This window comes from Mesorhizobium sp. 01N446 (assembly GCF_056399285.1).
On the sequence record NZ_JBFTRA010000005.1, the window covers coordinates 406373 to 432455 of the forward strand.

The window sequence follows — 26083 nt, forward strand, 5'->3', positions numbered from 1 at the left end:
CCCGCGCAGGAGGAAAGTCGTGTCAAATTCCCATCATCGCGCGCAGCAGTTTCTTGTCCGTGGTGCCGCTGGCAAAATCGTCGAATGCCCTTTCCGTCACGCGGATAATGTGGTGCTGGATGAAAGGCGCCCCTTCGGCCGCGCCGTCCTCGGGGTGCTTCAGGCAACACTCCCATTCCAGCACCGCCCAGGAATCGTAATTGTACTGCGTCAGCTTGGAGAAGATGCCGCCGAAATCCACCTGCCCGTCGCCGAGCGAGCGGAAGCGGCCGGCGCGGTTGGTCCAGCTCTGATAGCCGGAATAGACGCCTTGCCGGCCGGTCGGGTTGAACTCGGCGTCCTTGACGTGGAAGGCCTTGATGCGCTCGTGATAGATGTCGATGAATTCGAGATAGTCGAGCTGCTGCAGCAGGAAGTGCGACGGGTCGTAGTTGATGTTGCAGCGCTTGTGGCCGCCGACCGCGTCGAGGAACATCTCGAAGGTGGCGCCGTCGAAAACGTCTTCAGAGGGGTGAATTTCGTAGCCGACATCGACGCCATTGTCCTCATAGACATCGAGGATCGGCTTCCAGCGTTTGCCGAGTTCGCCAAAGGCCTCCTCGATCAGTCCGGCCGGCCGCTGCGGGAAGGGATAGAGGTAAGGGAAAGCCAGCGAGCCCGTGAACGACACCGAAGCATTCAGCCCGAGATTGCGCGATGCCTTGGCGCCGAACTTCATCTGCTCGACCGCCCATTTCTGCCGCGCTTTCGGATTGTTGTGGACCGAGGCCGGCGCGAAGCCATCCATCTGGGCGTCATAGGCAGGGTGCACCGCCACCAACTGCCCCTGCAGATGCGTCGACAATTCGGTGATCTCGACGCCGGCATCGGCACAGATGCCCTTCACCTCGTCGCAATAGGCCTTGGAAGAGGCTGCCTTCTCGAGGTCGAACAGGCGCGCGTCCCAAGTCGGGATCTGCACGCCCTTATAGCCGAGACCGGCGGCCCATTTGGTGATCGCGGCCAGCGAATTGAACGGCGCTGCGTCACCCGCGAACTGCGCCAAAAACAGTCCAGGGCCCTTCATTGTCGTCGGCATCGGCATCCTCCCTCATTGTGTCGCGACCAAGCATAGCGCCGATTGGAAGCAGGGCCAGCCATTTTGGTCTTTTCGCATCGGGCGCTTTGCAGGCACTGCCATTCTGGTATTACCAAATAGGGGAATTTGGTCAAGCCTGACAATGCGTCGGCCAAGCCCTCCGAAGGCCCGAAGCCTCGGCATATATCACAATATAATCAACGGAATAATTCGCACGGAAAGTAGCGCTTCCGCACTTCTTGCCGTTCCAGGCAATTTGCTGTATCCCTCACTTCAGGCCCAATTGGTCGAACCAGTTTGCAGGAAAAAGGCTGGGGATGCCTTGGGGAGGAACCCTTGCGCCGTCTTTCGGCGACGCATGTCGAAGGCAAACGATACGGACGAATTTGGGAAGGACAGACCATGCATCTTTCGACGCACAACTGGATGCGGGCGGAACCGCTGGAGACGACGCTCAAGCGCATCAAGAAGTTTGGCTATGAGTCGATCGAGATTTCTGGCGAACCCGAGCAGTACAAGACCAAGGAGACGCGGGCGCTGTTGAAGGAGCATGGCATTCGTTGCTGGGGCGCGGTGACCTTGATGCTGGGCGAACGCAACCTGGCCGCCAAGAACCAGGGCCAGCGCGAGCGCTCCGTTCAGTACGTCAAGGACGTGCTGACCATGGTCAGCGAGTTGGATGGCGAGATCATCACGCTGGTGCCCGCCACCGTCGGCAAGGTGGTGCCTGACGGCACCGAGGAAGAGGAGTGGAAGTGGGTGGTCGACGCGACCCGCGAATGCTTCACCCATGCCAAGAAGGTCGGCGTCAAGATCGCCGTCGAGCCGCTCAACCGCTTCGAGACCTATCTGTTCAACCGCGGCGCCCAGGCGCTGGCGCTGGCCGATGCGGTCAGCCCCGAATGCGGCGTCTGCCTTGACGCCTATCACATCCATATGGAGGAATTTAACGTCCATGACGCCATCCGTCAGGTCGGAAAGCGCCTGTTCGACTTCCATGTCGCCGACAACAACCGCTTCGCCGCCGGCCTTGGCCAGATCGACTGGCCGAGGATCGTCGCCACCTTGAAGGAGGTGGGCTACGACGGCGCGCTGACCAACGAGTTCGTCGCCCCGGTCGACCGCACCCCGGCGGCGCCCTATCCCGACATGGTCGAGCGCCATCCGGTCGACATCTCGCCTGAGCAGCTGAAGTTCATCCAGGACCACGGCTCCAGCGTGCTGACCGAGAAATTCTACACCGACCAGATGCGCATCACCGCCGAAACGCTGCTGCCGCTGATCAAGTAGTCGACGACCGTTGGGAAATTTGCCCTTTCGCCCTGACCGGCGGCAGGGCTGGGGAAAGACATGCGCATCAAGACCGTCCAAGCCTGGTGGGTCCGCATCCCGATCGAAGCCGCTCGGCAGCACCGCAGCGACTTCGGCCAGGTGACGACCTTCGACGCCGCCATCCTGCGCATCGAAACCGATGACGGGCTGGTCGGCTGGGGCGAAGGCAAGAACGCAGCCGGCAGCGCCGGCAGCTACGGCGCCCTCGTCCACATGCTGAACCATGAGGTCGGGCCGCAGTTGATCGGCCGTGATCCGGCCGACATCGGCATCATTTGGGAGATGCTCTACAATGGCGTGCGCCATGACAGCGCAGCGCGCGCCGGCCACGCCATGCCGCAACTGGCGCGCCGCGGCATGAGCATCGCCGCCATCAGCGCCGTCGACATCGCGCTTTGGGATATCCTCGGCAAATCGCTCGGCCAGCCGGTCTGGCGGCTGCTCGGCGGCCGCAAGATCGACCGCATGCAGGCCTATGCCTCGGGCGGCTGGGCCGCCGCCGATGCGATCGGCGAGCAATTGAAATCCTACATCGCCCGGGGGGGCTTCAAGGCGCTGAAAATGCGGGTCGGCGCCATGGATGGCGCCGCGCACATCTCGGCGGCCCGTGTGCGCGCCGCGCGCCAGGCGCTCGGCCCCGATGTCGAGCTGATGGTCGACGCGCACGGCACCTATACGGTGGCGGAGGCCAAGCGCTTCATCCACCTCGTCAACGACCTCGACCTCGCCTGGTTCGAGGAACCGGTGATCGCCGACGACAAGCCGGGCATGGCGGAAGTGCGCGCCTCCGGCGCCGTGCCTATCGCCACCGGCGAAAGCGAGGCGACGCGCTATGCCTTCCGCGACCTCGCCGTGCTCAAGGCCGCCGACATCTTCCAGCCCGATCCCGCCTTTTGCGGCGGCATCAGCGAGGCGATGAAGATCGGCACCATCGCCAGCGCCTTCAATCTACGCTTTGCGCCGCATCTGTGGGCCGGCGCGCCCTGCTTCTTCGCTGGCTTGCATGTATGCGCCGCCTCGCCATCGAGTTTCACCGTCGAATATTCGCTCGGCGCCAACCCGATGATCCACGATTTGATCGAAGAGACTGTCGAAGCACAGGACGGTATGATAGCGATCCCGGAAAAGCCGGGGTTGGGTTTCACGGTTTCTGAGCGATTCCTGGAGGCGCACGCGCAACGCAATTGACGATGAAAGAAAAGAACCTTCTCGCGGAACTCGCAGCCTATCTGTTCTCCCACTCGGACAAGGAGAGCGGCCGCACCCCGTCCGAACGTGAGCTGGCGGAGCATTTCGCCGTCAGCCGCGGCCAGATCCGCGAGGCGCTGGCCATTCTCGAAGCCATGCGCATCGTCGAACGGCGCGCCAAGTCCGGCATCTACATCGACACCAAGCAGGCGAGCGTCGAGGCGCTGGCGCTGTTCGCGCGCGCCGGCTTGCCGCTCGATCCCTTGCAGATCTACGAGACGGTCGAGCTGCGTAAGATCCACGAGATCAAGGCCGCCGAGCTTGCCTGCTCGCGTGCGACCGAGGAGAATTTCGAGCGGCTGCGCGAGATCCTCAAGGCTTCCGAGGATCGCATCGCCGCGGGCGAAGGTCTGGCCAAGGAGGACCGCGAATTCCACCTGGAGATCGTGCGCGCCACCAAGAACAGCGTCTTCCACAACATCTGCAGCGTCTACTATCTGATGGGCGAACAGCGCCTGCCAATCTACTTCAACGACCCCGAACGCAGCGTGCGTTCGCATGCCGAGCACGTGCAGATCTACGAGGCGCTGCTGCGCCGTGACGGCAATCTCGCCCAGGCGCTGATGAGCGCCCATCTGCAAGGGGCGGAGAGCTACTGGAAGGGCCTGATCGAGGGCGGCAATGCGGCTGCGCCGCCAAGCCCGGCGCTCGAAAAGGCCTGACCGTGGCCCAGACCGTGCCCAAGATTCTGTCGACCCATCCGCTGCACCCGCGCGCCTCGGACAAGCTCGCCGGCGCCGGCCAGCTTGTCATCGCATCGGCGCTCGACTCCGCCACCTTGACCGCGGAGGCCAAGGACGCCGATATCGTCATCGTGCGCGCGCCCCTGCCGCCGGCGCTGTTCGAGGGCGCCTGGAAGCTGAGGGCGGCAATCCGTCACGGCGCCGGGCTCGACATGATCCCGATGGAGGCGGCGACCGGCGCCGGCGTGCTGGTGGCCAACGTGCCGGCGGTCAATGCCCGTTCGGTGGCGGAACATGTGATGTTCACCGCACTTGCGCTGCTGCGGCAATTCCGCAGGGTCGACCGCGACCTGCGCGCCAAAGGCTGGCTCGCCGGACGCGAGCATGCCAACGCCAACATCGAGCTTGCCGGCAAGACCATCGGCATTGTCGGCCTCGGCGCGGTCGGCCAGGCCGTCGGCCATATCGCCGCGCACGGTTTCGACCTGAAGGTGGTGGCAACGACGCGCAGCATGCAGCCGGCGCCCGAAAAGGTCGGCTTCCTTTCGATCGATGCGCTGGTCGAGCAGAGTGACATCATCGTGCTGTGCTGTCCGCTGACGCCGGAGACGCGCGGCCTGATCAGCCGTGAGCGTATCGGCCGCATGAAGCCCAATGCGCTCTTGATCAACGTTTCGCGCGGACCAGTCGTTGACGACGACGCCCTGATCGCGGCCTTGCGAGAAGGCCGCATCGGCGGCGCCGCACTCGACGTGTTCTCGACGCAGCCGCTGCCGTCCAATCATCCCTATTTCGGCTTCGACAATGTCATCATCACCCCGCATATGGCGGGGATTACCGAGGAATCGATGATGCGCATGGGCGTCGGCGCGGCCGGCGAGGCCCTGCTGGTGCTGGCCGGCAAGCTGCCGGTCAATCTGCGCAATCTAGAAGTGGTCGATCACTATCGGCGGCGGTTTCCGCTCGACCTATAGCAATCGCGGTTTCGCCCCAATTCTCCGCGACGGTGCGGACATGTCCGGTCTTCGCCTCGCATTTTTGATTGCGGCAGCCTCGTCCATCTGCACATTGYCGGCATTCGCCGCGGCCGAAAGCAGCTATGTCTATTGCGACAATGGGCTGCGCTGCTTCAAGGCGCCCTGCCCGTCAAACAGCGCGCTCGATCTTGCCACCGGCAAGATCATCAAGGGTGTGTCGATCGACGCCAGCGGGCTGCCGCAGGCCGACAAGGCGATAACGGATCAGTCCGACGTGCTGTACAGCGGGAAAATTGTCGTCAGGGGTTCGATCGAGCAGCGCACCGAGACCATCACCGGCAAGGATTACAGCCTGCCCTGGCTGGTCGCGACCCGGATCGTGCGCACTGCCAGGGACAGCGAACGCAAGCACTGTTCATCGCCCTGATCCGCCAATCGCCAATCAGCCGGCCAGCAGCCTCTCCACCTCGGCGGCAATCCGCAGCAGATTCCGGTCACGGCCATTGCGCGCCACCAGCATCAGTCCGGCCGGCAGCGCCATATCAGGCATCGGCAGCGAGATCGCGCAGAGATCGAACTGGTTGGCGACCTGCGTGTTGCGCAGCAGCAGGCCTTCCACGCGGTCGCGCAGTTCGGCATCCTCGGCCATCGAACCAATGGTCGGCGCCGTCACCGGCGTGGTCGGCAGCGCCAGCACATCAACCGCTGTCAGCCGTTCGTCCATGGCGGCGACGAGCGCCCCGCGGCGGCGCAAGGCCCTGATATAGACCGGCGCCGGCAGCATCGCCGCCCGCGACAAAGGCCCGCTGACATGCGGGTCGACCGGCACAGATGCCCCGGTCGCCAGCCAGTCGGCATGGATCTCGGCGCCTTCCATGGCAGCGATCGAGCCACGCTTGGTGGCCGCGCGCATGTCGGCAATGAAGTCGTCGATCGATATGTCCACCAACCGCGCCCCTTTCCGCTCGATCCCGGCAAGGCTGCGATCGAAGGCCACGCCGACGTCACTTTCGGTGTCTTCGAAAAGAAGGCCGCGCGGGACACCGACACGAAGCCCGTCAAGCGGGAGCGGCAGATGCAGCGGCGGCGGTTCTTCGCCGGCCATGACGGCATCGGCAACCGCACACGCCGCAACGCTCAGACCCAGCGGCCCGATCGAATCCAGCGTCGCGGACAATGGGTAGGCGCCGGTCAGCGGCACGCGCCGCGCCGTGGGCTTGAAGCCGACGACACCATTGAGCGCCGCCGGAATGCGGATCGACCCGCCAGTGTCGGACCCGATCGAGATGTCGCTCGTCCCCTCGCCGACGGAAACGCCGGCGCCCGAGGACGAACCGCCGGGGATACGGCTGGCGTCGACCGCATTGCCCGGCGTGCCGTAATGCATATTGTCGCCGATCGCGGTGAAGGCGAACTCGGTCATATTGGTCTTGCCGATGATGACCGCGCCGGCTTGCCGAAGCCGGCTGACGATGGCGGCGTCGCGCAGCGCGGGTGCTGCGGTCCTGCGCATCAGCGAGCCGGCCGTGGTCGCCTCGCCGGCGACATCGAACAGATCCTTGATCGAAACGATTGTGCCGTCGAGTGGTCCCAGCGTGACGCTGGCTCGGGCGCGGGCGTCGCTGGCGTCAGCCGCGGCCCGCGCAGCCTCGGCATAGAGCTTGGTGAAGACCTTCTCGTCGGCCGCACGATTGGCAAGACGTGACAGGATGATTTCGAGATGGTCGCGGATGGATTGCATGTCGATGTCGGACTCCGCCAGGATGCAACGTCTTTAAAGCAATTCCAGGAAAAGTGTGTAGCGGTTTTCCATTCGGAATTGCGAAAAAACAATGACTTAACGCGGCCGCTTGGGCTTGCGGAGGGATAACCCGGGCAGCGTGCCTTTGCACCTGCCAGCGATAGGAAGATACTGATGCTGTACAAAGGCAGCTGCCACTGCGGCAAGGTCGCCTTCCAGTTCAAGGCGGAACTGACGGGCGCCGTGCGGTGCAATTGTTCGATCTGTTCGCGCAAGGGCGCGCTCTTGTGTGCCATCCCGCATAAAGACCTGACGGTCCTGGCCTGGGGCGATGATCTGGGAACCTATACGTTCGGCAATCACGCCATGGCGCACCGTTTCTGCCGCACCTGCGGCATCCACCCTTTCGCCGAGGACATCCGCGAAAGCGGTGAACGCAGCGCCTACATCAACCTCAATTGCGTCGCCGATATCGACCCGTCCACTCTGTCGATCTTCGATTTCGACGGGCGTTCAGCCTGAAGCGATTGTCTACCGGTAACCCGTTGCATCGGCGGGTTTGCCGGCGTCCTGGACCTCCGGCACATAGCGCCAGGCATCGGGCCGCGAGCCGTCGAGATCGGTAAAGCCATAGACCTGCGCCAGCCCGCCGCTGGATAGCGACTGCCCGTTCCAGCGCGAACGATCCGGATCCGCGGCCAAAGCGGCAACGGCACGGCCGACAAAGCGCGGCGTCTCCGAAATGATGAAATGCGGCACCGTGGCCGTTGCATCGCGCCAATTCTCCTCGCGCACCCCGAAGGCCTCCAGCATCATCTCCGACCGCAGCCAGCCGGGCGTCAAGGAGACCGACGTGGCCCCGTGTTTCGCAAGGTCCTTGGCGTGGGCCCAGGCCATGCGGTTAACCGCGACCTTGGCAAGGTCGTAGAAGGGCGACAGCCGGTAGTGCTCGGCATTGTATTCGGCCGTGCCGTCGGTGACTTCCACCAGCAGCCCGCCGGGCCGCTCGATCATGAGGGGCAGTGCATGGTGGGCGGTGATCAGATGGGTGTCGATGGCCAGACGCAGCATGCGCAAGCCATTGTCYAGATTGTGGTCCCAGACCGGCTTGTCCCATTCGAACAGCTTTTCACCGCCCCAGATGTCGTTGACCAGTATGTCGAGGCGGCCCTGCTCAGTGCGGATGCGCTCGACCAACCCGCGTACATCGCCGGCCACGAGGTGATCGACCTGTACGGCGATGCCCTTGCCGCCGTTCGCCGTGACCAGTTCCGCCGTCTCCTCGATTGTTTCGGGCCGCGCATATTCGGATTGCTGGGCACACGTGCTCCGCCCGGAGACATAGACCGTCGCGCCGGCGGCACCGAGTTCGACCGCTATGCCGCGTCCGGCACCGCGTGTGCCGCCGGCGACCAGGGCAACTTTTCCTTGCAAAATCATTGAACTCTCCCAAGAACGGCACCATCGATGAAATCCGAGCTGGCCCGTGCCTCTCGCATCATATATAAATGATCATTCGGTTATGTCAGGATGTCAAGATGACCCGGCCCAAAACCCAGCCCGACGAGCAGGTGCTGGAAGCCGCATTGCGATTGATCCACGAGCACGGCCCGGAAGCGCTCACCTTCGAGCGCCTGGCCAAAGCTTGCGGCCTCGCCGGTGCGACCCTGGTGCAGCGCTTTGGGAACAAGGCGCGGTTGAAGCAGCGCACCTTGTTGCATGCCTGGGACGGTCTCGACGACAAGACCAGCACGTTGGCGGCCGCAGTTCCCAAAACGCCAGCCGGCGCGATCGAATTGCTGGTGGCGCTGTCGCAAGGCTATGGCGGCATCGAATCCTACGCCGAGGGCCTGCTCGTCCTGCGCGAGGACCTGCGCGACCCCTTGCTCAGGGCCCGCGGTGCGGCCTGGAAGACAGCGCTGTGCAATGCACTCGGGGCTTGCTTTGCGGCAACGCCCGGCCCGCCGGATATCGGCCCGCTGATGGCGTCGCATTGGCAGGGATCGTTGCTGTGGTGGAGTTTCGATCCGACGATCGAAGTGGCTGCCTATGTCGAGGACAGTCTCAACCGCTTCGTTGCCGCCATCACAAGACAGCGGCCCGAAAACCATGACGGTTCCCGGGCCGCTGGATAGGTCGGTGATGAACCACTATTCGGCCTGCTTCGGGCCGCGCAGGAACACCACGATGGCCGCCAGCAGCGTTGCGATGCCGCAATAGGCGAAGGCGCTGGCCACGCCGGCATGGTCGACCAGCAGGCCGCCGAAGACGGCGCCCAGCGCAATCGCCACCTGGAAGGTCGCCACCATCAAACCGCCGGCGCTTTCGGCCTGGTCGGGCGCTGCCCGCACCAGCCAGCTCTGCAACCCGACCGGCACTGCGCCGAAGGCAAAGCCCCAGGCGGCGACGGCGGCCGCGGCGATCGTCGGCGAAGCGCCAAGGATCAGCATCGAGGCGGCCGCCAGCGCGATCAGCAGGGGCGCCAGCGCCACGGCTATCTTGAGGTTGCGCTCTGCCAGGAAGCCGCCGGCAATGTTGCCGAAGAAGCCGCCTATGCCATAGGCCAGCAGCACCAGCGAGATCGTCTCGATATCGAGCACCGGCACTTTTTCGAGGAAGGGGCGCACATAGGTGAAGCCGGCAAAATGCCCCGACGCGACCAGCAGCACGACCAGCAGGGCCACACGGATCGACGGCCGCTCCAGCACCTCGAGCAAGGTGCGGAAGCTCGCGACACCCATTGGCGGCAGCTTCGGAATGGTGGCCAATTGCACCAGCAGCGCCAGGGCGCCGACGATGGTCGCGATCATGAACGCGGTGCGCCACCCCCAGATGTCGCCGACATAGGCGCCGACCGGGGCGGCGGTGACCGTGGCCAGCGAAACGCCGGTCAGGATGATCGACATGGCGCGCGGCATCAGCCGCATCGGCACCAGCCGCAGCGCCATTGCCGCCGACATCGCCCAGAAGCCGCCCAGCGCCACGCCGAGCACGACGCGGGCCAAAAGAAGCATGGGCAGCGACGCGGCAAAGGTGGCGAGAAGGTTGGACAGGATGAGGAACGAGGTCAGCATCCACATCACCAGCCTGCGGTCCACGCGCCGCGTGATGATGGCCATGGTGGGTGCGGCAATGGCACCGACGATGGCGGTTGCGGTCACCGCCTGCCCCGCGACACCTTCGGTGACGCCGAGATCGCGCGCCATCGGCGTCAGCAGGCTGGCGGGCAGGAATTCGGCGGTGACAAGACCGAAAACGCCAAGCGCCAGTGAAACCACCGCCCCCCACGCCGGTTCTGTTCGTTCATCGTTGTCTGCGGGGTTCAGAAGTGCGGCGTCGATGACATCAGTTACGGGTTCGGCCATTGTCAGTCTCCGATCTATTTGCAGCGCCACATAGGGAATGACCGCCCGAGGCTCCACCCGTTCCATGCCTTGCCGTCAGGGCTTGGCTATGGGCCGGTCTGCGATTTGTTTGCGGCGCAACATTTGGCTGCAGTGCAACATAGGGAGTGACCGCTTGGAGTTTCCATGCTAGAAAATCCATTATGCCTAACTATTCGTCCAAAATTCCGATCACGGGTGACCCGCTGACGGACATATTGCGCGGTCTGCGTCTCGATGGCGTCGAGTATGGCCGCTGCGAGATGAAAGAGCCTTGGGGCATCCAGTTTCCGGCTCAGCCAGGGGCGCGGTTTCACTTCATCGGCCGCAGGGGCTGCTGGCTGAAGCAGCCCTCCGGCGAATGGGTTGAGCTCAATGCCGGCGACGCGGTGCTCCTGCCGCGCGGCGAGGCCCATGTGCTGGCCAGCGAACCCGGTGCGAAGGCCTGGCCGATCCATGGCTATGAGCTCGAGGAAGTCTGCAAGGACGTCTATTGCACGTCGAACGCCGAGATGTGCGACAAGAATTGCCAGCCGGGAACGCTGCTGTTCTGCGCCGCGATGTACTTCAACCTCGATGGCCTGCATCCGCTGCTCGGCATGATGCCGGACGTGATGCGCTCGCATGAGCTGGAAGCCTACGAGCCGGGCATTCCGCATCTCCTAGAGGCCATGGCGCGCGAAGTGACGATGGAGCGCGTCGGCTCCGGCGGCATCCTGGCGCGGCTGGCTGACGTGCTTGCCGCCACCGTCATCCGCTCATGGGTCGAGCGTGGCTGCGGCGATTCCTCCGGCTGGATCGCCGCCGTCCGGGACCGCGACATCGGCCGCGTGCTGGCCGCAATCCATCTCGAACCCGACCATGACTGGACGGTGGAAACGCTCGCCCGGATGATGGGTGCCTCGCGCTCGGGCTTTGCCGAGCGCTTCGCCACCATCGTCGGCGAAACGCCGGCAAGATATGTCACGCAGGTCAGGATGCATCAGGCGCGGCAATGGCTGGTCCGCGACCGGATGAAGATCTCGGTCGTTGCCGCCCGCCTCGGTTATGAATCGGACGCCGCCTTCAGCCGTGCCTTCAAGCGCGTCATCGGCTCGGCGCCCAGCCATCTGCGCGCCGAGGAACAGGCCGACATCCGCCGGGCCGGCTAACGCGGCTTGGCCGTGACGGACTGACGATTCCAGGCTAGAACCCGGGCATGGATCTCACATCATCCGAGGGTGTCTCGCCGGCTTCCGGCGGCCCGCTGACCGACATGCTGCGAGGATTGCGGCTTGATGGCGTCGACTATGGCCGCTGCGAACTTGGCGAGCCATGGGCGGTGTTCTTTCCGGCCCAGGAGGCGGCGCGTTTCCACTTCATCGGCCAGCTCGGTTGCTGGCTGTTTTCGCCATCCCGGCAATGGCTGGAGCTGAAAGCCGGCGACGCGCTGCTGTTGCCGCGCGGCGCCGAGCACATCCTTGCCAGCGCGCCAGGCGTTCCTGCCGTGCCGATCGAAAGCTACAGCGTCGAGCCTCTGCAGGACAATGTCTACACCGTCTCGAACGGCGGCCAGGGTGCGAAAACCCTGCTGTTTTGCGGCAGCATGCGCTTCAATCTGGGTGGATCGCATCCTGTGCTTGCCATGATGCCGGACCTGATGCGCGCCCGGGACTTGATGGCTGACGAGCCGGGCATTCCGCACCTTCTCCAAGCCATGGCCAGCGAAGTGACTGGCAATCGCGCCGGCTCGGGCGGCATGCTGGCGCGGCTGGCCGATGTCCTGGCCGCAAGCATTATCCGTTCATGGGTGGAGAACGGCGGCGGCGCCACCGGCTGGACCGCGGCGATCAGGGATCGCGACATCGGCCGTGTGCTGGCGGCCATTCATCGCCAGCCCGAGCGGAACTGGACCGTCGACGCCCTCGCCCGCGAAATGGGTGCCTCACGCTCGGCCTTCGCCGAACGGTTCACGGCGATCGTCGGCGACACACCGGCGAGATATGTCGCCCGGCTGCGCATGCACCAGGCGCGACAGTGGCTGATCGAAGACCGGATGCGGGTGTCCGTGGTGGCAGCCCGGCTGGGCTACGAATCCGAGGCTTCGTTCAGCCGGGCATTCAAGCGGATCGTCGGCATGGCTCCCAGCCATTTGCGCACCGTCGACGGCATCTCAGAGGAACGCTGAGGCCGCACGGAGCTTGCCGTGCTGGATTCTGGATGAATTGCCAAGTCTTCCGGACGCTGTGTCATTGCCGGGCCGGCTGCATGCAATAGCTTGCCGTTGCCGGCAATGAGCGGGCCGATTCAAGGGAGAAAAGCCATGCCAAATCGTCTGAAGATGCTGACGTTCGCCGTCATGCTCGTTGTCTCCGGCCAGGCCTTCGCTCTCGAAGACAGCTATCTGCCGGCCGACAAGATCCCCTACGTCGCCGAAGTGCCCGATCAGCCGCACCGTCTTGGACCTTTGTGGGGCGAAAGGGCCAAGGGCCCTGCAGGAACGCTGCTGAAAGTCCCAGGCAACTGGCGCGCTCCTGTTCACGCGCACACCGCCGACTATCGCGCGGTGGTCATAAAGGGGCTGTGGGCGCATTGGCAGATGCAAGGCGGCGAGGCGACCAAGGTCGAATTGCCTCCGGGATCCTACTGGACCCAGAAGGCCAATGAGATGCATGACGACGCTTGCCTGTCCGAAACGGAGTGCGTGATCTTGCTGATCAACGACACGCCCTACGAGACCTACTTGGCGAAGTGATCGAGCGCTCTGGACCTGCTCCATCCCGATTGGATCGGGATGGGGTTCTAGAGCCGTTCACCGTTTCACGGAAACGGCGAACGGCTCTAACTCTTTGTTTTTGCCGCAATTCCAGACGGAAAACCGCTCACACTTTTCCTGGAATTGCTCTAGCTGGCGTGACGCAAGCTGACGCCGCTGCCCTTGTCGAACAGCACCACCTTGTCCGGGTTCCAGGCAAAGCGCACCGGCTGTTCGATGGCGACATCGGTCCTTGCCGGCACCGTGGCGCGCAGCGTCGTGTCGCCGACCCGCAGCGTCAGGATCTTTTCGACGCCATGGTTCTCGACATCATGGACGCGCGCTTCGACCGGCGCGCCGCTCTCGAGATAGACGTCTTCGGGGCGGATGCCGAAGACGAGCGGGCGACCGTCGGTCGCTCCACTCGCCTTGGCTCCCCCAGAAAACGGCAGTTCGAAATTCAGCGGCGCCATCACCGCGCGGCCGTTCACCAGTCTGCCGTCGATGAGGTTCATCGGCGGCGAGCCGACGAAGCTCGCCACATAGGTGTCGCGCGGATTGTTGTAGATCTCGTGCGGCGTGCCCGTCTGCACGATGCGGCCGTGGTTCAAGACGCCGACCTTGTCGCCCATCGACATCGCCTCGATCTGGTCGTGGGTAACGAACAGGAAAGTGGCGCCGAGCTGTATCTGCAGGTTCTTCAGTTCCGTGCGCAGCGCCTCGCGCAGCTTGGCGTCGAGCGCCGACAGCGGCTCATCCATCAGGAACACGCGCGGCTTGCGCACGATGGCGCGGCCGATCGAGACGCGCTGCATCTCACCGCCTGAGAGGCGGTCGGTCTTGCGGTCTAGCAGATGCTCGATGCGCAGCGTACGGGCGGCGCGGTCAACGCGATCCTTGATCTCGGCATCGGGCAGCCTGCGGATCTTCGGCTTCAGCGGAAATTCGAGATTTTCGCGCACCGTGTAGCGCGGATAGAGCGAGTACTGCTGCAGCACCAGCGCCACGTCGCGCTCGGCCGCGCCCCAGTCGGCGACATCGACGCCGTCGATGAGGACCTGGCCTTCGCTGGGTTTCTCGAGACCGGCGATCAGCCGCAGCGTCGTCGTCTTGCCGGCACCCGTCTCGCCCAGCAGCACGAAGAACTCGCCATCGGCGATGTCGAGATCGAGTCCGGTCAACGCGGTATGGTTGCCGAAACTCTTGGAGATGTTCTTGAGCTGGATATGGGCCATCAGAGCCTCACCTCAAGCGACTTGCCGCTTGCCTTGTCGAAGAAATGCGCCTGGGTGGGATCGATCCGGGCAAAGACCTTCTCGCCCGGCCCCGAGATGAAGCCGCTCTTGGTGCGCGCCCGCAGCATGTTGGAGCCGACCTTCAGGTCGACGATGTCGAAGGAGCCCAGCGGTTCGACGATCTGCGTCTCGACAGCCATGAAACCCTCCGCCGCCTCACGGCGAATGAGCACGCCTTCCGGACGGATGCCGAGCGCCAGCTGGCCGCCGGCATGGCCATTGAGCTTCGACAAAAGCGACTGCGGAAATTCGAAGCCGGTGGCTGCGTCGCCGACCGTCACCGATGCGGACGAAGCTTTCTCGGCCACCGCCGCGTCGGCGACATTCATCACCGGGCTGCCGACGAATTGCGCCACGAACAGGTTGGCCGGGCGCGAATAGACCTCGTCCGGTGAACCGACCTGCTGCAGCACGCCCTCATGCATTATGACGATGCGGTCCGCGAGGCTCATCGCCTCGATCTGGTCGTGCGTGACATAGATGGTGGTCGAACCCTGCTTGATGTGCAGCCGCTTGATCTCGGCCCGCATTTCCTCCCGCAGCTTGGCATCGAGCGCGCCGATCGGCTCGTCCATCAGCATGGCTTTCGGCCGCCGCACCAGCGCCCGGCCGATAGCGACGCGCTGCATGTCGCCGCCCGACAGCGCCGACGGCTTCTTGCCGAGCAGATCGGTTATCTGCAGCGTCTTGGCGACCGAGCGCACTTCCGAGTCGATCTCCGCCTTGCTCTTGCGCGTGGCGCGCAAGGGGAAGGCGATGTTCTCGTAGACGCTCATATGCGGGTAGAGCGAGAACGACTGGAACACCATGGCAATGTCGCGGTCGGCCGCCTTCAGATGCTGGACCGGTTTGCCGTCGATGAGGATGTCGCCCTCGTCGATCGTTTCCAGCCCGGCGATCGCGCGCAACGTCGTCGTCTTGCCGCAGCCTGACTGGCCGAGCAGCACGATGAACTCATTGTCCGATATTTTGAGGTTGAGGTCCTTGATGACCTGGACGGCGCCGAAGAATTTCTGGACGCCGCGAAGCTCGATCTGGGTCAATGCTGTGCTCCCGGATTCCGCGCGGCATGGCCGGTGCCGGCCTCCTCCTCAGGCGCGATCTTCGAAGTGATGTTGAAGCCGATCAGCCCGATCAGGATGATGGTCAGGCCATATGTGTGCAGCACCATGTTCCAGGGCTGGCAGAGCGCCACGATGCCGAGCACCATGAGCACTTGCGAACCGGGCTCCAGATATTTCTGATTGATGGCACGAAAGCTCATTTGCGGATCGCTCCGAAGGACATGCCGCGCAACAGATGATTGCGGAGCAGGAAGGTGAAGATCGCGACCGGCAGCAGGAACAGGAAGGTTCCGGCGGCGATCACCGTCCAGTCGGGCAGGCCGGAACCGACCTGGCTGGGGATGAAGGGCGGCGCGGTCTGGGCGCGGCGATTGGTCATGATCAGCGCGAAGGCATATTCGTTCCACGCGGTGATGAAGCAGAACACGGCGGTGGCGGCGATGCCGGTGGCGGCCTCGGGCAGCACGATCTTGAAGAAGGCTTCCATGCGCGTATAGCCGTCGACGAGCGCCGCTTCCTCATACTCCTTCGGGATTTCGTCCATGAAACCCTTCATCAGCCACACCGAGAAGGACAGGTTGAAGGCGGTGTAGAGGATGATCAGGCCGACATGGGTGTCGTTGAGGCCGACCGCGCGGTACATCAGGAACATCGGGATCGCCACCACCACCGGCGGCAGCATGCGTGTCGACAGGATGAAGAAGAGAAGATCCGCCTCCCCCTTTACCTTGAAGCGCGAGAAGCCATAGGCGGTGAACGTGCCCATGCCGACCGCCAGGACCGTCGAGGTGATGGCGATGATCAGCGAGTTCAGGAAGCGGCTCGGATAGCCCGACCACTGCACCTGGCCTTTGCCGTCGCGCACGATCTTCTCGCCGCCGTCGAAAACGACGCGCTCCCACCACGGCGCCGCCGCGTATTCTTCCGGCGTCGGCGGGCTGCGCAATTGCGAGCGCTTGGTGAACAGCTTCACGAAAGGTGAAATTTCCGGCTGGAAGACGACCGTCGGCGGGATGGTGGTGGCCAGATTGCGCGGCTTGAACGCCGTCGAGGCGATCCAGTAGATCGGGGCGAGGAAGATGATGGTCACCAACAGCACGGCGACGATGGCGACGCGGTTGAAGCCGATTTCGGAAGAAGTGCGGACGGCGGCCATCTCAGCGCTCCTTCACCTTGTTGAGATATTTGACGTAGATGTTGGTGATCGCCAGCACCATGATCAGCACGATATAGGCCATCGCGCAGGACCGCCCGGTCTGCCATTCCTGGAACGCCATCTTGTAGAGCCGGATCGAGATCAGCTCGGCCGTCGGCTGGCTGGTCAGGATGTAGGCGAGGTCGAAGGTCTTGAACGCTTCCATGGTGCGGAAGATGACCGCGATCATCAGGATCGGCGCCACCAGCGGCAGCGTGATGCGGAAGAAGGTGTAGAACGGTCCGGCGCGGTCGATCGCGGCGGCCTCGTAGAGATGTTTCGGCACCGCCGAGAGACCGGCCAGCGACAACAGCATGACGAAGGGCGACCACATCCAGATGTCGGTCAGCGCGACGGCGTAGAGCGCCATCTTGGGATCGGCCAGCCACTCGAAATTGCCGAGCCCGAGCGCATAGTTGATGACGCCCCAGGACGGGTCGTAGAGCAGCTTCCAGAACAAGCCGACGACAGCCATCGACAGCATCATCGGCAGCAAGAGCAGCGTGGTGATAAGGCCCTTGAGCGGAATGTCCCGGTTGAGCAGCATCGCCACGCCGAAGCCGACAAGCAGCTGGCCGGCGACGGAGATGATGACGTATTTCGCGGTGATGGCGAAATTGGACCAGACATAGGGATCGTTGAGCAGGTCGCGATAGTTCTGCAGCCCGACGAAATTCGCCGGCGCGTTGGTCGAGGCGCGGAAGTCGGTGAAGGAATAGCCAAGCGAATAGATCAGCGGAAAGATGTTGAAGACGATCAGGAACAGGACCGTCGGAATAATGAAAAGGTTGCGGATCGAAATGTCGCTCAGGCCGCGCGCGGCCGCCCTCGAGGACCTCTCCAGTGTTGTGATCATCGTGGTCGCCAAGACCCCTGCTCCCGTTTGCAGAAAAAGAAACGGAGGAGGCACAAACGCCCCCTCCGTGATGCATGGTTGTTACTGAACGCGGCCGTACTTCTTGAACGTCGCGTTCCAGTCGGCGGCCAGAGCGTCCAGCGTCTGCTTGGCGGTGCCTTCGCCGCCGATCATGTAGGGATAGACGCGCTGGTTGAGCTGCTGCAGCAGTTCGGCGTATTCCGGCACGGCCCAGAAATCCTTCACCTTGAACATGGTCTCATAGAAGGCCTTGTTGTAAGGCGTGGCGCTCTGGAATTCCGGCGATTTGAGCACCGCCGCGCTGCAGGTATAGCCACCAAGCGCCGCCCACTTCTTCTGGGTCTCGTCCTTGATGAACCATTCAAGGAACTTCATCGCCTCTTCCTGCTTCTTCGAGTAAGAGATGACGGAAATGCCCTGACCGCCGAGAGCGGCGAACTGGTCGCCGTTCGGGCCCGGAGGATTGGCAAAGAAGCCGGTGTTCTTGGCGTTCGGGTTCGACGCCTCGTTGATCAGCGAGGGGAAGAACGCGAAGAAGTTCATGCTCATCGCCGCCAGGTTTTCGGTGATCGCCTGGTTGTCCTCGACGAAGAACGATTTGGCCCAGCCCGGAGGCGTGAACTTGTAAAGTTCCTTGTAGGCGTCGAGCGCGGCGATAGCCTTGTCGGAATTGATGTGGCCATCGACCTTGTAGGTCGAATAGTCACCCAGTTCGCCGCCATAGGAGAACAGCGCGTTCTCGAAGCCCATCGCCATGGCGTCATAGGAATTGTCGGTGTAGATGGCGATGCCGTAGCGCTTCTGGTCCGGCCGATAGAAGAACTCGGCGATGTCGCGCAGCGCCTTGAAATCCTTCGGCACGTCGAGGTCGTAGCCATACTTGGCCTTGAACGCTTCCTTCTCCTTGGGATCCTCGAACCAGTCCTTGCGGTAGGACCAGCCGACAGCGTCGCCTTCGAGCGGTATGGCCCAGTACTTGCCGCTGTTGCCGGGATACTCGGCGTAGTATTTCACCGTCGCCGGCGCCATGACATTGCCGAGGTCGTGCTTCTTGAAGAAGTCCGTCAGGTCGACATAGTGACCACCGGTCGAGCCGGCACCCAGCCACTGCGAGTCGCCAACGACCAGGTCATAGGCGTCGCCATGGGCGTTGAACTCGGTGAAGGCCTTCGTCTGGAAGTCGGACCAGGGCGTGGTCTCGACCGTGATCTTGACGCCGGTTTCCTTCTCGTACTCGTTGCCGAGTTCCTGAAGGTAATTGGCCGGATCCCATTCCGCCCAGAAGATGGTGAGTGACTTTTCCTGCGCGTAAACGGACGTTCCGCAGGCAAGCGTTAAGCCGATACCAGCAAGCACGCTGGTCACTAACTTGCGCATAATGATTTCCTCCCTTGTGCGCATTCTACCCTGTCATACGAGCCGGCAAAGGGGCCGGCTCCGGTAGTTCCTCCCGTGATCGCACCTTTCCGGTTTCGGGCCTCCTCGCCCTGCCGGAAAATGGATCGCAGCCCTCACTTTTGATCCACTTTTCTTTTCTAATCTGGTATTACCAATTCTGCACCGACGTCAAGCCCTTTCTTGGGAAGCGAGCCTGGCCATTCCGCCGGAAATCAAGCTTTATCTGCCTGTTTTCCAATGTTTTTCCTACTCAATGATACGCGTAGGCGTTGCACTCTCCCCCGCGTCAGAGATATTATTGGTAGTCGGCATGCAAATCTGGTCGAACCAGATAGGTCCTACTCCACGACCAGCCCTGAACCGTCGCCGCCTCCTTCATCGATCGATTCCGCCACCGCCGCGCGCACCAGGGCGCTCGCCGCCCATTGCGCCACAGACCGCGTCCTGCGGCTGTCCAGGCCCCATATATCCTTGAGCACGATCAGCACCTCGACGCCGAAGATCAGCGACAGCGCCTGCGCCAGGCGCTTGAAATCGCGCGGCGGCAAATGGCCCTTGAGCGGCGCGATCGCTTCCTGCAGCAGATCGATGCGATGACCGCGCGTGAAGGCAGGCTCGCCGCCCAGCGTGCCGGCCTGGCGTTGCGCCCACTGATCGAGCGACAGCTTCAGCGCCGCCTTGAACGTCGCCTCGAACGCCTCGATGCGCGGCATGGCCGTGTCGAACAGCTCCGCGACCCGGCGCTCGGCATCCGCCGAGGTCGATTGCCAGGTCAGGATCGGTCCGAGCCCTTCGTCGACGACAGCCTGCACCAATGCCGCCTGGCTGGGGAAATAGCGATAGGCGGTGGCACGCGAAACCTCCGCGGCTTCCGCCACCTCGCTGACCGACGGCGTGCCCCCCGCCTGCATCAGCCGCGTCGCCGTCTCCAGCATCAGCCGTTTCGTGCGCGCCCGCGGCCCGCGCTCGGCGGCCTGGCCGCTTCCATGCTCGGCGTCGCCGCTTGCAGTGGATCGTTGACGTGAGACATCCATGTCAATATGATACGCGCGTCTCAAAAATTTGCAATAACCTTGGAAGGCGCCAATGAAGCGCATCTATGTTGTGGGCACCGCTGACACCAAGGGCGAGGAGCTCGCCTTCCTGGCCGATGCCATTGCCGCCAACGGCGCCGCCGTTTGCCGCGTCGATGTCGGAACGCGCGACGCAACGGTGCCGGTTGACATTGCGGCGAGGGAAATTGCCGGCCACCATCCTCGCGGCCACGCGGCCGTGCTCGGCGGCGATGATCGTGGCGCCGCGGTAGCCGCCATGGGCGTCGCCTTCAGCCACTTCGTCCAGTCGCGAAAAGACATCGCCGCCATGATCGGCATTGGCGGCGGCGGCGGCACCTCGATTATCACATCGGGCATGCGCGTCTTGCCGCTCGGCCTGCCGAAAATCATGGTCTCGACGCTCGCCTCGGGCGACACGTCGCCTTATGTCGATGTTTCCGACATCATCATGATGCCGTCGGTGACCGACATGGCCGGGCTGAACCGGCTCTCCCGCGTGGTGCTGCACAACGCCGCCCAGGCGATATCGGGCATGGCGGCAAGGCCGGCGCCGCCGCCGGACGGCAAGCCGTCGATCGGGCTAACCATGTTCGGCGTCACCACGCCTTGCGTCACTGCCATCGCCGACCAGCTTCGCACCGCATATGATTGCATGGTCTTCCACGCCACCGGCACTGGCGGGCGCAGCATGGAAAAGCTGGCCGACAGCGGCCTGCTGTCCGGTGTCATCGACATCACCACGACCGAGGTCTGCGACCTCCTGTTCGGCGGCGTGCTGCCGGCGACGCAGGATCGCTTCGGCGCGATCGCCCGCACCGGCCTGCCCTATGTCGGCTCGGTCGGCGCGCTCGACATGGTCAATTTCTGGGCGCCCTCGACCATACCGGAACAATATCGAGAAAGACTGTTCTACGAGCACAATCCCAACGTCACTCTGATGCGCACCACCGCCGACGAATGCCGCCAGATCGGCGAATGGATCGGCGCCAGGCTCGCGCTCTGCGAGGGGCCGGTGCATTTTCTCATTCCCGAAAAGGGCGTCTCGGCGCTCGACATCGAAGGTGGCGCCTTCTTCGATCCGCAGGCCGACGCCGTCCTGTTCGAAGCCATCGAGCAGACCATCAAGCCGAATGCGACGCGCCGAGTCACACGCCTGCCGCTGCACATCAACGACCCCGAATTCGCCAAAGCGGCAACCGCCGCCTTCCTCGACATCGCCAGACAGTGAGATCCCAGACATGCCCGCAATACCGCGCAAGGACATACTGAAGAAATTCCGGGGAATGATCGACAAGGGCGTGCCGATCGTCGGCGGTGGCGCCGGCACCGGCCTGTCGGCCAAAGCCGAGGAAGCCGGCGGCATCGACCTGATCATCATCTACAATTCCGGCCGCTACCGCATGGCCGGGCGCGGCTCGGCCGCCGGCCTGCTCGCTTATGGCAATGCCAACGAGATCGTCAAGGAAATGGCCTATGAGGTGCTGCCGGTGGTCAGGCACACGCCGGTGCTGGCCGGCGTCAACGGCACCGACCCCTTCGTCATCATGCCGCTGCTTCTGGCCGAGCTGAAGACGATGGGCTTTTCCGGCGTGCAGAATTTTCCGACCATCGGCCTGTTCCACGGCAGCATGCGGCAGAGTTTCGAAGAGACCGGCATGGGCTTCGGGCTCGAGGTCGACATGATCGCCGAGGCGCACAAGCTCGATCTGCTCACCACCCCCTATGTCTTCAATCCCGACGAGGCCCGCGCCATGACAAAAGCCGGCGCCGACATCGTCGTCGCCCATATGGGCGTGACGACCGGCGGCTCGATCGGCGCCACCTCGGCCAAGTCGCTCGACGACTGCGTGGTCGCGATCGACGCCATCGCCGATGCCGCCCGCTCGGTGCGCAAGGACGTCATCCTGCTTTGCCATGGCGGCCCGATCTCCATGCCGGACGACGCCCGCTACATCCTCGACCGCTGCAAAGGCCTGCATGGTTTCTATGGTGCAAGCTCGATGGAACGGCTGCCGGCGGAAGCCGCGATCGCCAGGCAGACAGCCGATTTCAAGGCGGTGACGCTCGGCGGTGAGAAGACCAAGCCAAAGAATAAAGAAGGGATGAGACCATGACCGACAAGGGCAAAGTGTTTGTCTATCCAAAGGACGTCAGCGCCTTCGGCTTCGATTGGGGGAAACTGTCGCTGACGGTCGCGCCTGAAGTGAATGGCGCCGAGCGCTTTTCCGGCGGCGTCGTCGACCTGCCGTCAGGCCAAGGCCACACCCGCCACAACCACCCGGGCGCCGAGGAAATCATCTTCGTCATCTCCGGCCATGGCGAGCAGATGGTCGAGGACGAGCAAGGCAATCCGGTGGTCGCCAAGGTTGGTCCCGGCTGCACAATCTATGTGCCGGAAAGCCGATTTCATTCGACGCTGAATACGGGGGATGCGCCGATGCAGCTGTTCGTTGTCTACTCGCCGGCCGGGCCGGAGCTGGTGCTGCGGGAACTGCCGGATTTCAGGCTGATTCCAGCGGGGAAGTGATCCTCCGTCGCCTCCCTCGTTTGCGGCGACGCCCCCTCATCCGGCCGCTTTGCGGCCACCTTCTCCCCGTGGGGGAGAAGAGACTGGCGCCGGCGCTGGTACCTCCTCTCCCCTCGGGGGAGAGGTCGGATTGCCCCGAATTGCTCTTCGCAATTCGGATGGCAATCCGGGTGAGGGGGCAGCGCCCTTCGACACCAGCTAGGCGGTCCCACCCCTGTTCCACCCGCGCCCGCGATCCCCGAACATCACATAACCACTCTCCGTCACCGCCAGCGTATCCTCAAGCTTGATGAACCCGCGCGTCGGGTGGAGCATCGTGGTCTCGACCGACAGCACCATGTTCTTCTCCAGCGGCTTGGCGGCGTAAGTGCCTTCATAGGCCACCGGGTGGTTGGTCATCAGGAACGGCGCCTCATGCGTGATCAGCCCCATGCCGTGGGCGAAGAAATCGGTATAGGGCGCGACCTTGGATTGCTTCAGGACGCCTTCGGCGTGCGAAATCATGTCACCGCCCAGCGTGCCCGCTCTGACCTTCGAGAACGCCGCCTGCTGCACCGTCTCGACCTCGGCGAGCAGATCATCCAGCTCGGCATCCGGTTCACCGAGAATGCCCATCCGGCAGAGATCGCCGATATAGCCGTGATAATTGCCGCCGGAATCGATCGACATCACCTCGCCCTTCTTCCACGCTTGCGGCGAGGCGGCGCGGTTGTGGCTCGAGCCCAGCGTCAGCAGGCAATATTCGAAATGCGCGCCGCGATTGGTCTCCTCGCGCCGCAACTGCTCGATCATCTCGACCTTGGTCGTTCCTTCGCGCGCCCAGGCGATGGTTGCCAGCATGGAATCGGTGATCAGTTCGGAGGCGATGCGCAGCTTCTCCAGCTCCGCGTCGGTCTTGATGGCGCGCATGCGCTCCAGCATGTCGGTCGCGTCTAACAGCTTGGCGTCCGGCAGCGCCTTGCGGATCAGCGTGTAGGCATCCGACGGCAGGAATCCGGGCTCGATGCCGATGCGCGCCCCTGCCTTGCCGATCTTTTGCAGATGCTCGACCGCAAGGTTGGCGGCATCCAGAGTGCCCCAGCAGGCGGCATGCAGCGTCGGCGTCCAGAACGGGTTGTTCTGGTGCTCGCCGCCCTCCATGCGGTTGCCGATATAGGCCGCGTGATCCGGCCCGCCCTTTTCGTAGACGACGATCGGCAGGTAACGGCTGTGGCCGATCGCATCCATGGCGGCAAAGAAGATGAATTTGTAGCCGCCCAGCAGATATTGCGTGTTGTGCTTGGAGGTCGCGAGCAGCACATCGATGCCGGCCTCCTCCATCAGCCGGTCGACCCTTGCCTCGTCGAACGGGATATTGCTGACGGCATTCTTGCCCGGCGCAATGTTCATCTCTCTCTCCCTGAATTTGCCTGGGATTGACGCTGTTCCGCTCTCAATCCCTTGGCTGTGGATCAAATCTGCACCATTTTGCCCGCTCTGGTCTAGCCAGAAACGCGCCGGCAGCACGGCGGAGTGGTCGCCAAGTCGTCACCCGCCGAGTATTCATCAAATCTGGCCCTACCAGATAGATCGAATTGAACCCGCTCTCCTGAACTGGTCCAGCGGACGAAAATTTCAAAGCCAAGCCAGGATGCGCCAATTCCGTCTCTGGTGAAACCCTCGGCAAGGCTCATAATCGCCGCCGCAAGGATGCCGGTGCCGGCATTCGAGGGGTGTTGTCGCGCCGATCGGGGTCGCGGAGAGGACGGAGTTCGATCATGTCAGGTTTCACGATTTCCAGACGCAAGATGCTTGCCGGCTCGGCGATGCTGCTGGCCTCCACCGCCATGCCGACACTGGGCTGGGCGCAGACGCCGAAGAAGGGCGGCCGGCTGGTGCTCGCCGCCGATTCCGAACCGCGCAACCTCAACCCGGCGATCGTCGCCTCCAACGGCGTGTTCTTCATCTCCAGCAAGATCGTCGAGACGCTGGCCGAAGCCTCCTTCGACGGCAAGGACGGGCTCGCGCCGCGCCTGGCGCTGAGCTGGGAAGGTGCCGCCGACGGGCTGTCGGCGACGTTCAAGCTGCGCGACGGCGTCAAATGGCATGATGGCAAGCCGTTCACCTCGGCCGACGTCGCCTTCTCGGCGCTGCAGATCTGGAAGCCGCTGCAGAATCTCGGCCGCACCGTGTTCAAGGATCTGGCTAGCGTCGAAACGCCGGACGATCTCACCGCCGTGTTCAAATTCGCCAAGCCGACGCCGTTCCAGCTCATCCGCAACGCGCTGCCGGCGCTGTCGAGCGTCGTGCCGAAGCACATCTACGAGGTCGGCAAGATCGAGGAGAACCCGGCCAACACCGCGCCCATCGGCACCGGCCCGTTCAAGTTCGGCGAGTACAAGGCCGGCCAATATTACCGACTGACGAAGAACACCGACTACTGGGGCAAGGACGAGCCCTATCTCGACGAGATCATCTACCAGGTGCTGCCCGACCGCACCTCGGCCGCCAGCGCGCTCGAAGCCGAGGAAATCCAGCTCGCCGCCTTCTCCGCCGTGCCGCTGGCCGACCTCGACCGTATCTCCAAGGTGCCGGGCCTGAAGGTGATCACCAAGGGCTATGAGGGGCTGACCTATCAGCTCGTCGTCGAGATCAACCATCGCCGCGAGGAACTGGCCGATCTGAAAGTGCGCCAGGCGATCGCGCACGCCATCGACAAGGACTTCGTCGTCAAGACGGTGTTCCTCGGCTATGCCGCGACCGCCACCGGCCCGGTGCCGAAGAACGATCCGCAATTCTACACCGCCGACGTCCCGACCTATGCCTTCGACGTCGGCAAGGCCAACGCGCTGCTCGACGAAGCCGGTTACAAGAAGGGTGCAGACGGCAAGCGCTTTTCGCTCAAACTTCTGCCGGCGCCCTATTTCAACGAGACCAAGCAGTTCGGCGACTATCTGCGCCAGGCGCTCGCGGCCATCGGCATCGACGCGCAGCTCGTCAACAACGACTCCGCCGCGCACATCAAGGCCGTCTACACGGACCACGCCTTCGACCTCGCCGTCGGCCCGCCGGTGTTCCGTGGCGACCCGGCGATCTCGACCACCATCCTGGTTCAGAGCGGCATTCCCGACGGCGTGCCGTTCTCCAACCAGGGCGGCTACAAGAACGACGCGCTCGACGCGCTGATCGCCAAAGCCTCGGAAACGCTCGACACATCGGCCCGCACCGACCTCTACAAGGAGTTCCAGAAAGAGGTCGCCGCCGACCTGCCGCTGATCAACGTCGCCGAATGGAGTTTCATCAGCGTCGCGCGTGACACGGTTGGCAATATCGCCAACAACCCGCGCTGGGCGGTATCGAACTGGGCGGACACCTATCTGGCGGGTTAGTGTTCTTCGAAGGCTTGCGCATCGCAAATCCGGGTGCTCAGCTTCGAGAATGAGAGTTCCTTCGCGCCCCTTCCGCCGGACCGCGCCGACCTCACCCTCCCCCTTGTGGGGAGGGTCGACGAATGGAT

General features: G+C 63.5%; 26 protein-coding genes. 14 read left to right on the top strand and 12 right to left on the bottom strand.

Features of this window, described 5'->3' with window-relative positions:
* Nucleotides 1–22: 22 nt before the first annotated feature.
* Nucleotides 23–1078, bottom strand: coding sequence for a sugar phosphate isomerase/epimerase family protein (locus AC1DPX_RS21330; RefSeq protein ID WP_202357804.1), 1056 nt, complete (start codon nt 1076–1078; stop codon nt 23–25).
* Between the two features lie 402 nt (nt 1079–1480).
* Between AC1DPX_RS21330 and AC1DPX_RS21335 the strand changes: the two genes are divergently transcribed.
* Genes AC1DPX_RS21335 through AC1DPX_RS21355 form a run of 5 tightly spaced genes read left to right on the top strand, consistent with a single transcriptional unit; the run spans nt 1481 to nt 5745 of the window.
* The gene (locus tag AC1DPX_RS21335) at nt 1481–2368 is read left to right on the top strand and encodes a sugar phosphate isomerase/epimerase family protein (protein ID WP_150832139.1); all 888 of its coding nucleotides are present in this window, start codon (nt 1481–1483) and stop codon (nt 2366–2368) included.
* A gap of 60 nt (nt 2369–2428) precedes the next feature.
* On the top strand, nt 2429–3598 hold the full coding sequence (locus AC1DPX_RS21340; RefSeq protein ID WP_477239359.1) for a mandelate racemase/muconate lactonizing enzyme family protein: 1170 nt from the start codon (nt 2429–2431) through the stop codon (nt 3596–3598).
* A gap of 2 nt (nt 3599–3600) precedes the next feature.
* Nucleotides 3601–4320, top strand: coding sequence for a FadR/GntR family transcriptional regulator (locus AC1DPX_RS21345; protein ID WP_202357802.1), 720 nt, complete (start codon nt 3601–3603; stop codon nt 4318–4320).
* A gap of 2 nt (nt 4321–4322) precedes the next feature.
* Complete coding sequence (locus AC1DPX_RS21350; protein WP_477239360.1) at nt 4323–5315, top strand: hydroxyacid dehydrogenase; 993 nt, start codon at nt 4323–4325, stop codon at nt 5313–5315.
* Between the two features lie 40 nt (nt 5316–5355).
* Nucleotides 5356–5745 (top strand): hypothetical protein, encoded by a 390-nt coding sequence (locus AC1DPX_RS21355; RefSeq protein ID WP_477239362.1) that lies wholly within the window; start codon nt 5356–5358, stop codon nt 5743–5745.
* Nucleotides 5746–5760: 15 nt separating this feature from the next.
* On the opposite strand, the gene AC1DPX_RS21360 is transcribed toward AC1DPX_RS21355, so the two are convergent.
* Nucleotides 5761–7059, bottom strand: a complete 1299-nt coding sequence (locus AC1DPX_RS21360) for an amidase (RefSeq protein ID WP_477239364.1) — start codon at nt 7057–7059, stop codon at nt 5761–5763.
* Nucleotides 7060–7233: 174 nt separating this feature from the next.
* Here AC1DPX_RS21360 and AC1DPX_RS21365 point away from each other — a divergent pair, with 174 nt between their 5' ends.
* Nucleotides 7234–7581 (top strand): GFA family protein, encoded by a 348-nt coding sequence (locus AC1DPX_RS21365; RefSeq protein WP_477239366.1) that lies wholly within the window; start codon nt 7234–7236, stop codon nt 7579–7581.
* Between the two features lie 9 nt (nt 7582–7590).
* Here the strand turns inward: AC1DPX_RS21365 and AC1DPX_RS21370 are convergent, their stop codons facing one another.
* A complete protein-coding gene (locus AC1DPX_RS21370) occupies nt 7591–8499 on the bottom strand; it encodes an SDR family oxidoreductase (RefSeq protein WP_477239367.1) in 909 nt (302 codons plus the stop codon).
* Between the two features lie 98 nt (nt 8500–8597).
* On the opposite strand from AC1DPX_RS21370, the gene AC1DPX_RS21375 reads away from it, so the two are divergent.
* Complete coding sequence (locus AC1DPX_RS21375; protein ID WP_477239369.1) at nt 8598–9194, top strand: TetR/AcrR family transcriptional regulator; 597 nt, start codon at nt 8598–8600, stop codon at nt 9192–9194.
* A gap of 15 nt (nt 9195–9209) precedes the next feature.
* Here AC1DPX_RS21375 and AC1DPX_RS21380 read toward each other — a convergent pair whose 3' ends face one another.
* Nucleotides 9210–10424: an MFS transporter gene (locus AC1DPX_RS21380; RefSeq protein ID WP_477239371.1), complete on the bottom strand. Its 1215-nt coding sequence runs from the start codon at nt 10422–10424 to the stop codon at nt 9210–9212.
* Between the two features lie 182 nt (nt 10425–10606).
* On the opposite strand from AC1DPX_RS21380, the gene AC1DPX_RS21385 reads away from it, so the two are divergent.
* The 3 genes from AC1DPX_RS21385 (at nt 10607) to AC1DPX_RS21395 (ending at nt 13176) form a co-directional block, all read left to right on the top strand.
* Nucleotides 10607–11593 (top strand): AraC family transcriptional regulator, encoded by a 987-nt coding sequence (locus tag AC1DPX_RS21385; protein WP_477239373.1) that lies wholly within the window; start codon nt 10607–10609, stop codon nt 11591–11593.
* Nucleotides 11594–11640: 47 nt separating this feature from the next.
* A complete protein-coding gene (locus AC1DPX_RS21390; RefSeq protein WP_477239375.1) occupies nt 11641–12609 on the top strand; it encodes an AraC family transcriptional regulator in 969 nt (322 codons plus the stop codon).
* A 135-nt stretch (nt 12610–12744) separates the two neighbouring features.
* On the top strand, nt 12745–13176 hold the full coding sequence (locus AC1DPX_RS21395) for a DUF4437 domain-containing protein (protein ID WP_477239377.1): 432 nt from the start codon (nt 12745–12747) through the stop codon (nt 13174–13176).
* Nucleotides 13177–13325: 149 nt separating this feature from the next.
* Here the strand turns inward: AC1DPX_RS21395 and AC1DPX_RS21400 are convergent, their stop codons facing one another.
* From AC1DPX_RS21400 to AC1DPX_RS21430, 7 genes are all read right to left on the bottom strand, one after another.
* Entirely contained in the window at nt 13326–14411 is a 1086-nt protein-coding gene (locus AC1DPX_RS21400; RefSeq protein WP_477239379.1) for an ABC transporter ATP-binding protein, read from the bottom strand.
* A complete protein-coding gene (locus tag AC1DPX_RS21405) occupies nt 14411–15514 on the bottom strand; it encodes an ABC transporter ATP-binding protein (RefSeq protein ID WP_477239381.1) in 1104 nt (367 codons plus the stop codon). The genes AC1DPX_RS21400 and AC1DPX_RS21405 overlap by 1 nt, the downstream gene beginning before the upstream one ends.
* Entirely contained in the window at nt 15511–15735 is a 225-nt protein-coding gene (locus AC1DPX_RS21410) for a hypothetical protein (protein WP_140890314.1), read from the bottom strand. Before AC1DPX_RS21410 ends, AC1DPX_RS21405 begins: the two co-directional genes overlap by 4 nt.
* Nucleotides 15732–16691: a carbohydrate ABC transporter permease gene (locus AC1DPX_RS21415; RefSeq protein WP_013892904.1), complete on the bottom strand. Its 960-nt coding sequence runs from the start codon at nt 16689–16691 to the stop codon at nt 15732–15734. The genes AC1DPX_RS21410 and AC1DPX_RS21415 overlap by 4 nt, the downstream gene beginning before the upstream one ends.
* A gap of 1 nt (nt 16692) precedes the next feature.
* Nucleotides 16693–17598, bottom strand: a complete 906-nt coding sequence (locus AC1DPX_RS21420; protein WP_143975824.1) for a carbohydrate ABC transporter permease — start codon at nt 17596–17598, stop codon at nt 16693–16695.
* A gap of 69 nt (nt 17599–17667) precedes the next feature.
* Nucleotides 17668–18984, bottom strand: coding sequence for an ABC transporter substrate-binding protein (locus tag AC1DPX_RS21425; RefSeq protein ID WP_202357789.1), 1317 nt, complete (start codon nt 18982–18984; stop codon nt 17668–17670).
* A 359-nt stretch (nt 18985–19343) separates the two neighbouring features.
* Nucleotides 19344–20039, bottom strand: coding sequence for a TetR/AcrR family transcriptional regulator (locus AC1DPX_RS21430; RefSeq protein ID WP_202357788.1), 696 nt, complete (start codon nt 20037–20039; stop codon nt 19344–19346).
* 52 nt (nt 20040–20091) lie between these two features.
* Here AC1DPX_RS21430 and AC1DPX_RS21435 point away from each other — a divergent pair, with 52 nt between their 5' ends.
* Genes AC1DPX_RS21435 through AC1DPX_RS21445 form a run of 3 tightly spaced genes read left to right on the top strand, consistent with a single transcriptional unit; the run spans nt 20092 to nt 22587 of the window.
* Nucleotides 20092–21288, top strand: a complete 1197-nt coding sequence (locus AC1DPX_RS21435) for a Tm-1-like ATP-binding domain-containing protein (RefSeq protein WP_477239383.1) — start codon at nt 20092–20094, stop codon at nt 21286–21288.
* A 10-nt stretch (nt 21289–21298) separates the two neighbouring features.
* Nucleotides 21299–22174: a phosphoenolpyruvate hydrolase family protein gene (locus tag AC1DPX_RS21440; RefSeq protein WP_477239385.1), complete on the top strand. Its 876-nt coding sequence runs from the start codon at nt 21299–21301 to the stop codon at nt 22172–22174.
* Nucleotides 22171–22587, top strand: coding sequence for a cupin domain-containing protein (locus tag AC1DPX_RS21445; RefSeq protein ID WP_202357785.1), 417 nt, complete (start codon nt 22171–22173; stop codon nt 22585–22587). The genes AC1DPX_RS21440 and AC1DPX_RS21445 overlap by 4 nt, the downstream gene beginning before the upstream one ends.
* A 198-nt stretch (nt 22588–22785) precedes the next feature.
* Here the strand turns inward: AC1DPX_RS21445 and AC1DPX_RS21450 are convergent, their stop codons facing one another.
* Complete coding sequence (locus tag AC1DPX_RS21450) at nt 22786–23976, bottom strand: M24 family metallopeptidase (protein ID WP_477239387.1); 1191 nt, start codon at nt 23974–23976, stop codon at nt 22786–22788.
* Nucleotides 23977–24344: 368 nt separating this feature from the next.
* On the opposite strand from AC1DPX_RS21450, the gene AC1DPX_RS21455 reads away from it, so the two are divergent.
* A complete protein-coding gene (locus AC1DPX_RS21455; protein WP_477239389.1) occupies nt 24345–25955 on the top strand; it encodes an ABC transporter substrate-binding protein in 1611 nt (536 codons plus the stop codon).
* The last annotated feature ends 128 nt before the right edge of the window (nt 25956–26083 follow it).

Coding starts and splice junctions, on each gene's coding strand:
- AC1DPX_RS21330 (WP_202357804.1), bottom strand. CDS start 1,078: ATGCCGACGACAATGAAGGGCCCTGGACTGTTTTTGGCGCAGTTCGCG.
- AC1DPX_RS21335 (WP_150832139.1), top strand. CDS start 1,481: ATGCATCTTTCGACGCACAACTGGATGCGGGCGGAACCGCTGGAGACG.
- AC1DPX_RS21340 (WP_477239359.1), top strand. CDS start 2,429: ATGCGCATCAAGACCGTCCAAGCCTGGTGGGTCCGCATCCCGATCGAA.
- AC1DPX_RS21345 (WP_202357802.1), top strand. CDS start 3,601: ATGAAAGAAAAGAACCTTCTCGCGGAACTCGCAGCCTATCTGTTCTCC.
- AC1DPX_RS21360 (WP_477239364.1), bottom strand. CDS start 7,059: ATGCAATCCATCCGCGACCATCTCGAAATCATCCTGTCACGTCTTGCC.
- AC1DPX_RS21365 (WP_477239366.1), top strand. CDS start 7,234: ATGCTGTACAAAGGCAGCTGCCACTGCGGCAAGGTCGCCTTCCAGTTC.
- AC1DPX_RS21375 (WP_477239369.1), top strand. CDS start 8,598: ATGACCCGGCCCAAAACCCAGCCCGACGAGCAGGTGCTGGAAGCCGCA.
- AC1DPX_RS21380 (WP_477239371.1), bottom strand. CDS start 10,424: ATGGCCGAACCCGTAACTGATGTCATCGACGCCGCACTTCTGAACCCC.
- AC1DPX_RS21385 (WP_477239373.1), top strand. CDS start 10,607: ATGCCTAACTATTCGTCCAAAATTCCGATCACGGGTGACCCGCTGACG.
- AC1DPX_RS21390 (WP_477239375.1), top strand. CDS start 11,641: ATGGATCTCACATCATCCGAGGGTGTCTCGCCGGCTTCCGGCGGCCCG.
- AC1DPX_RS21395 (WP_477239377.1), top strand. CDS start 12,745: ATGCCAAATCGTCTGAAGATGCTGACGTTCGCCGTCATGCTCGTTGTC.
- AC1DPX_RS21400 (WP_477239379.1), bottom strand. CDS start 14,411: ATGGCCCATATCCAGCTCAAGAACATCTCCAAGAGTTTCGGCAACCAT.
- AC1DPX_RS21410 (WP_140890314.1), bottom strand. CDS start 15,735: ATGAGCTTTCGTGCCATCAATCAGAAATATCTGGAGCCCGGTTCGCAA.
- AC1DPX_RS21415 (WP_013892904.1), bottom strand. CDS start 16,691: ATGGCCGCCGTCCGCACTTCTTCCGAAATCGGCTTCAACCGCGTCGCC.
- AC1DPX_RS21425 (WP_202357789.1), bottom strand. CDS start 18,984: ATGCGCAAGTTAGTGACCAGCGTGCTTGCTGGTATCGGCTTAACGCTT.
- AC1DPX_RS21430 (WP_202357788.1), bottom strand. CDS start 20,039: ATGGATGTCTCACGTCAACGATCCACTGCAAGCGGCGACGCCGAGCAT.
- AC1DPX_RS21435 (WP_477239383.1), top strand. CDS start 20,092: ATGAAGCGCATCTATGTTGTGGGCACCGCTGACACCAAGGGCGAGGAG.
- AC1DPX_RS21440 (WP_477239385.1), top strand. CDS start 21,299: ATGCCCGCAATACCGCGCAAGGACATACTGAAGAAATTCCGGGGAATG.
- AC1DPX_RS21445 (WP_202357785.1), top strand. CDS start 22,171: ATGACCGACAAGGGCAAAGTGTTTGTCTATCCAAAGGACGTCAGCGCC.
- AC1DPX_RS21450 (WP_477239387.1), bottom strand. CDS start 23,976: ATGAACATTGCGCCGGGCAAGAATGCCGTCAGCAATATCCCGTTCGAC.
- AC1DPX_RS21455 (WP_477239389.1), top strand. CDS start 24,345: ATGTCAGGTTTCACGATTTCCAGACGCAAGATGCTTGCCGGCTCGGCG.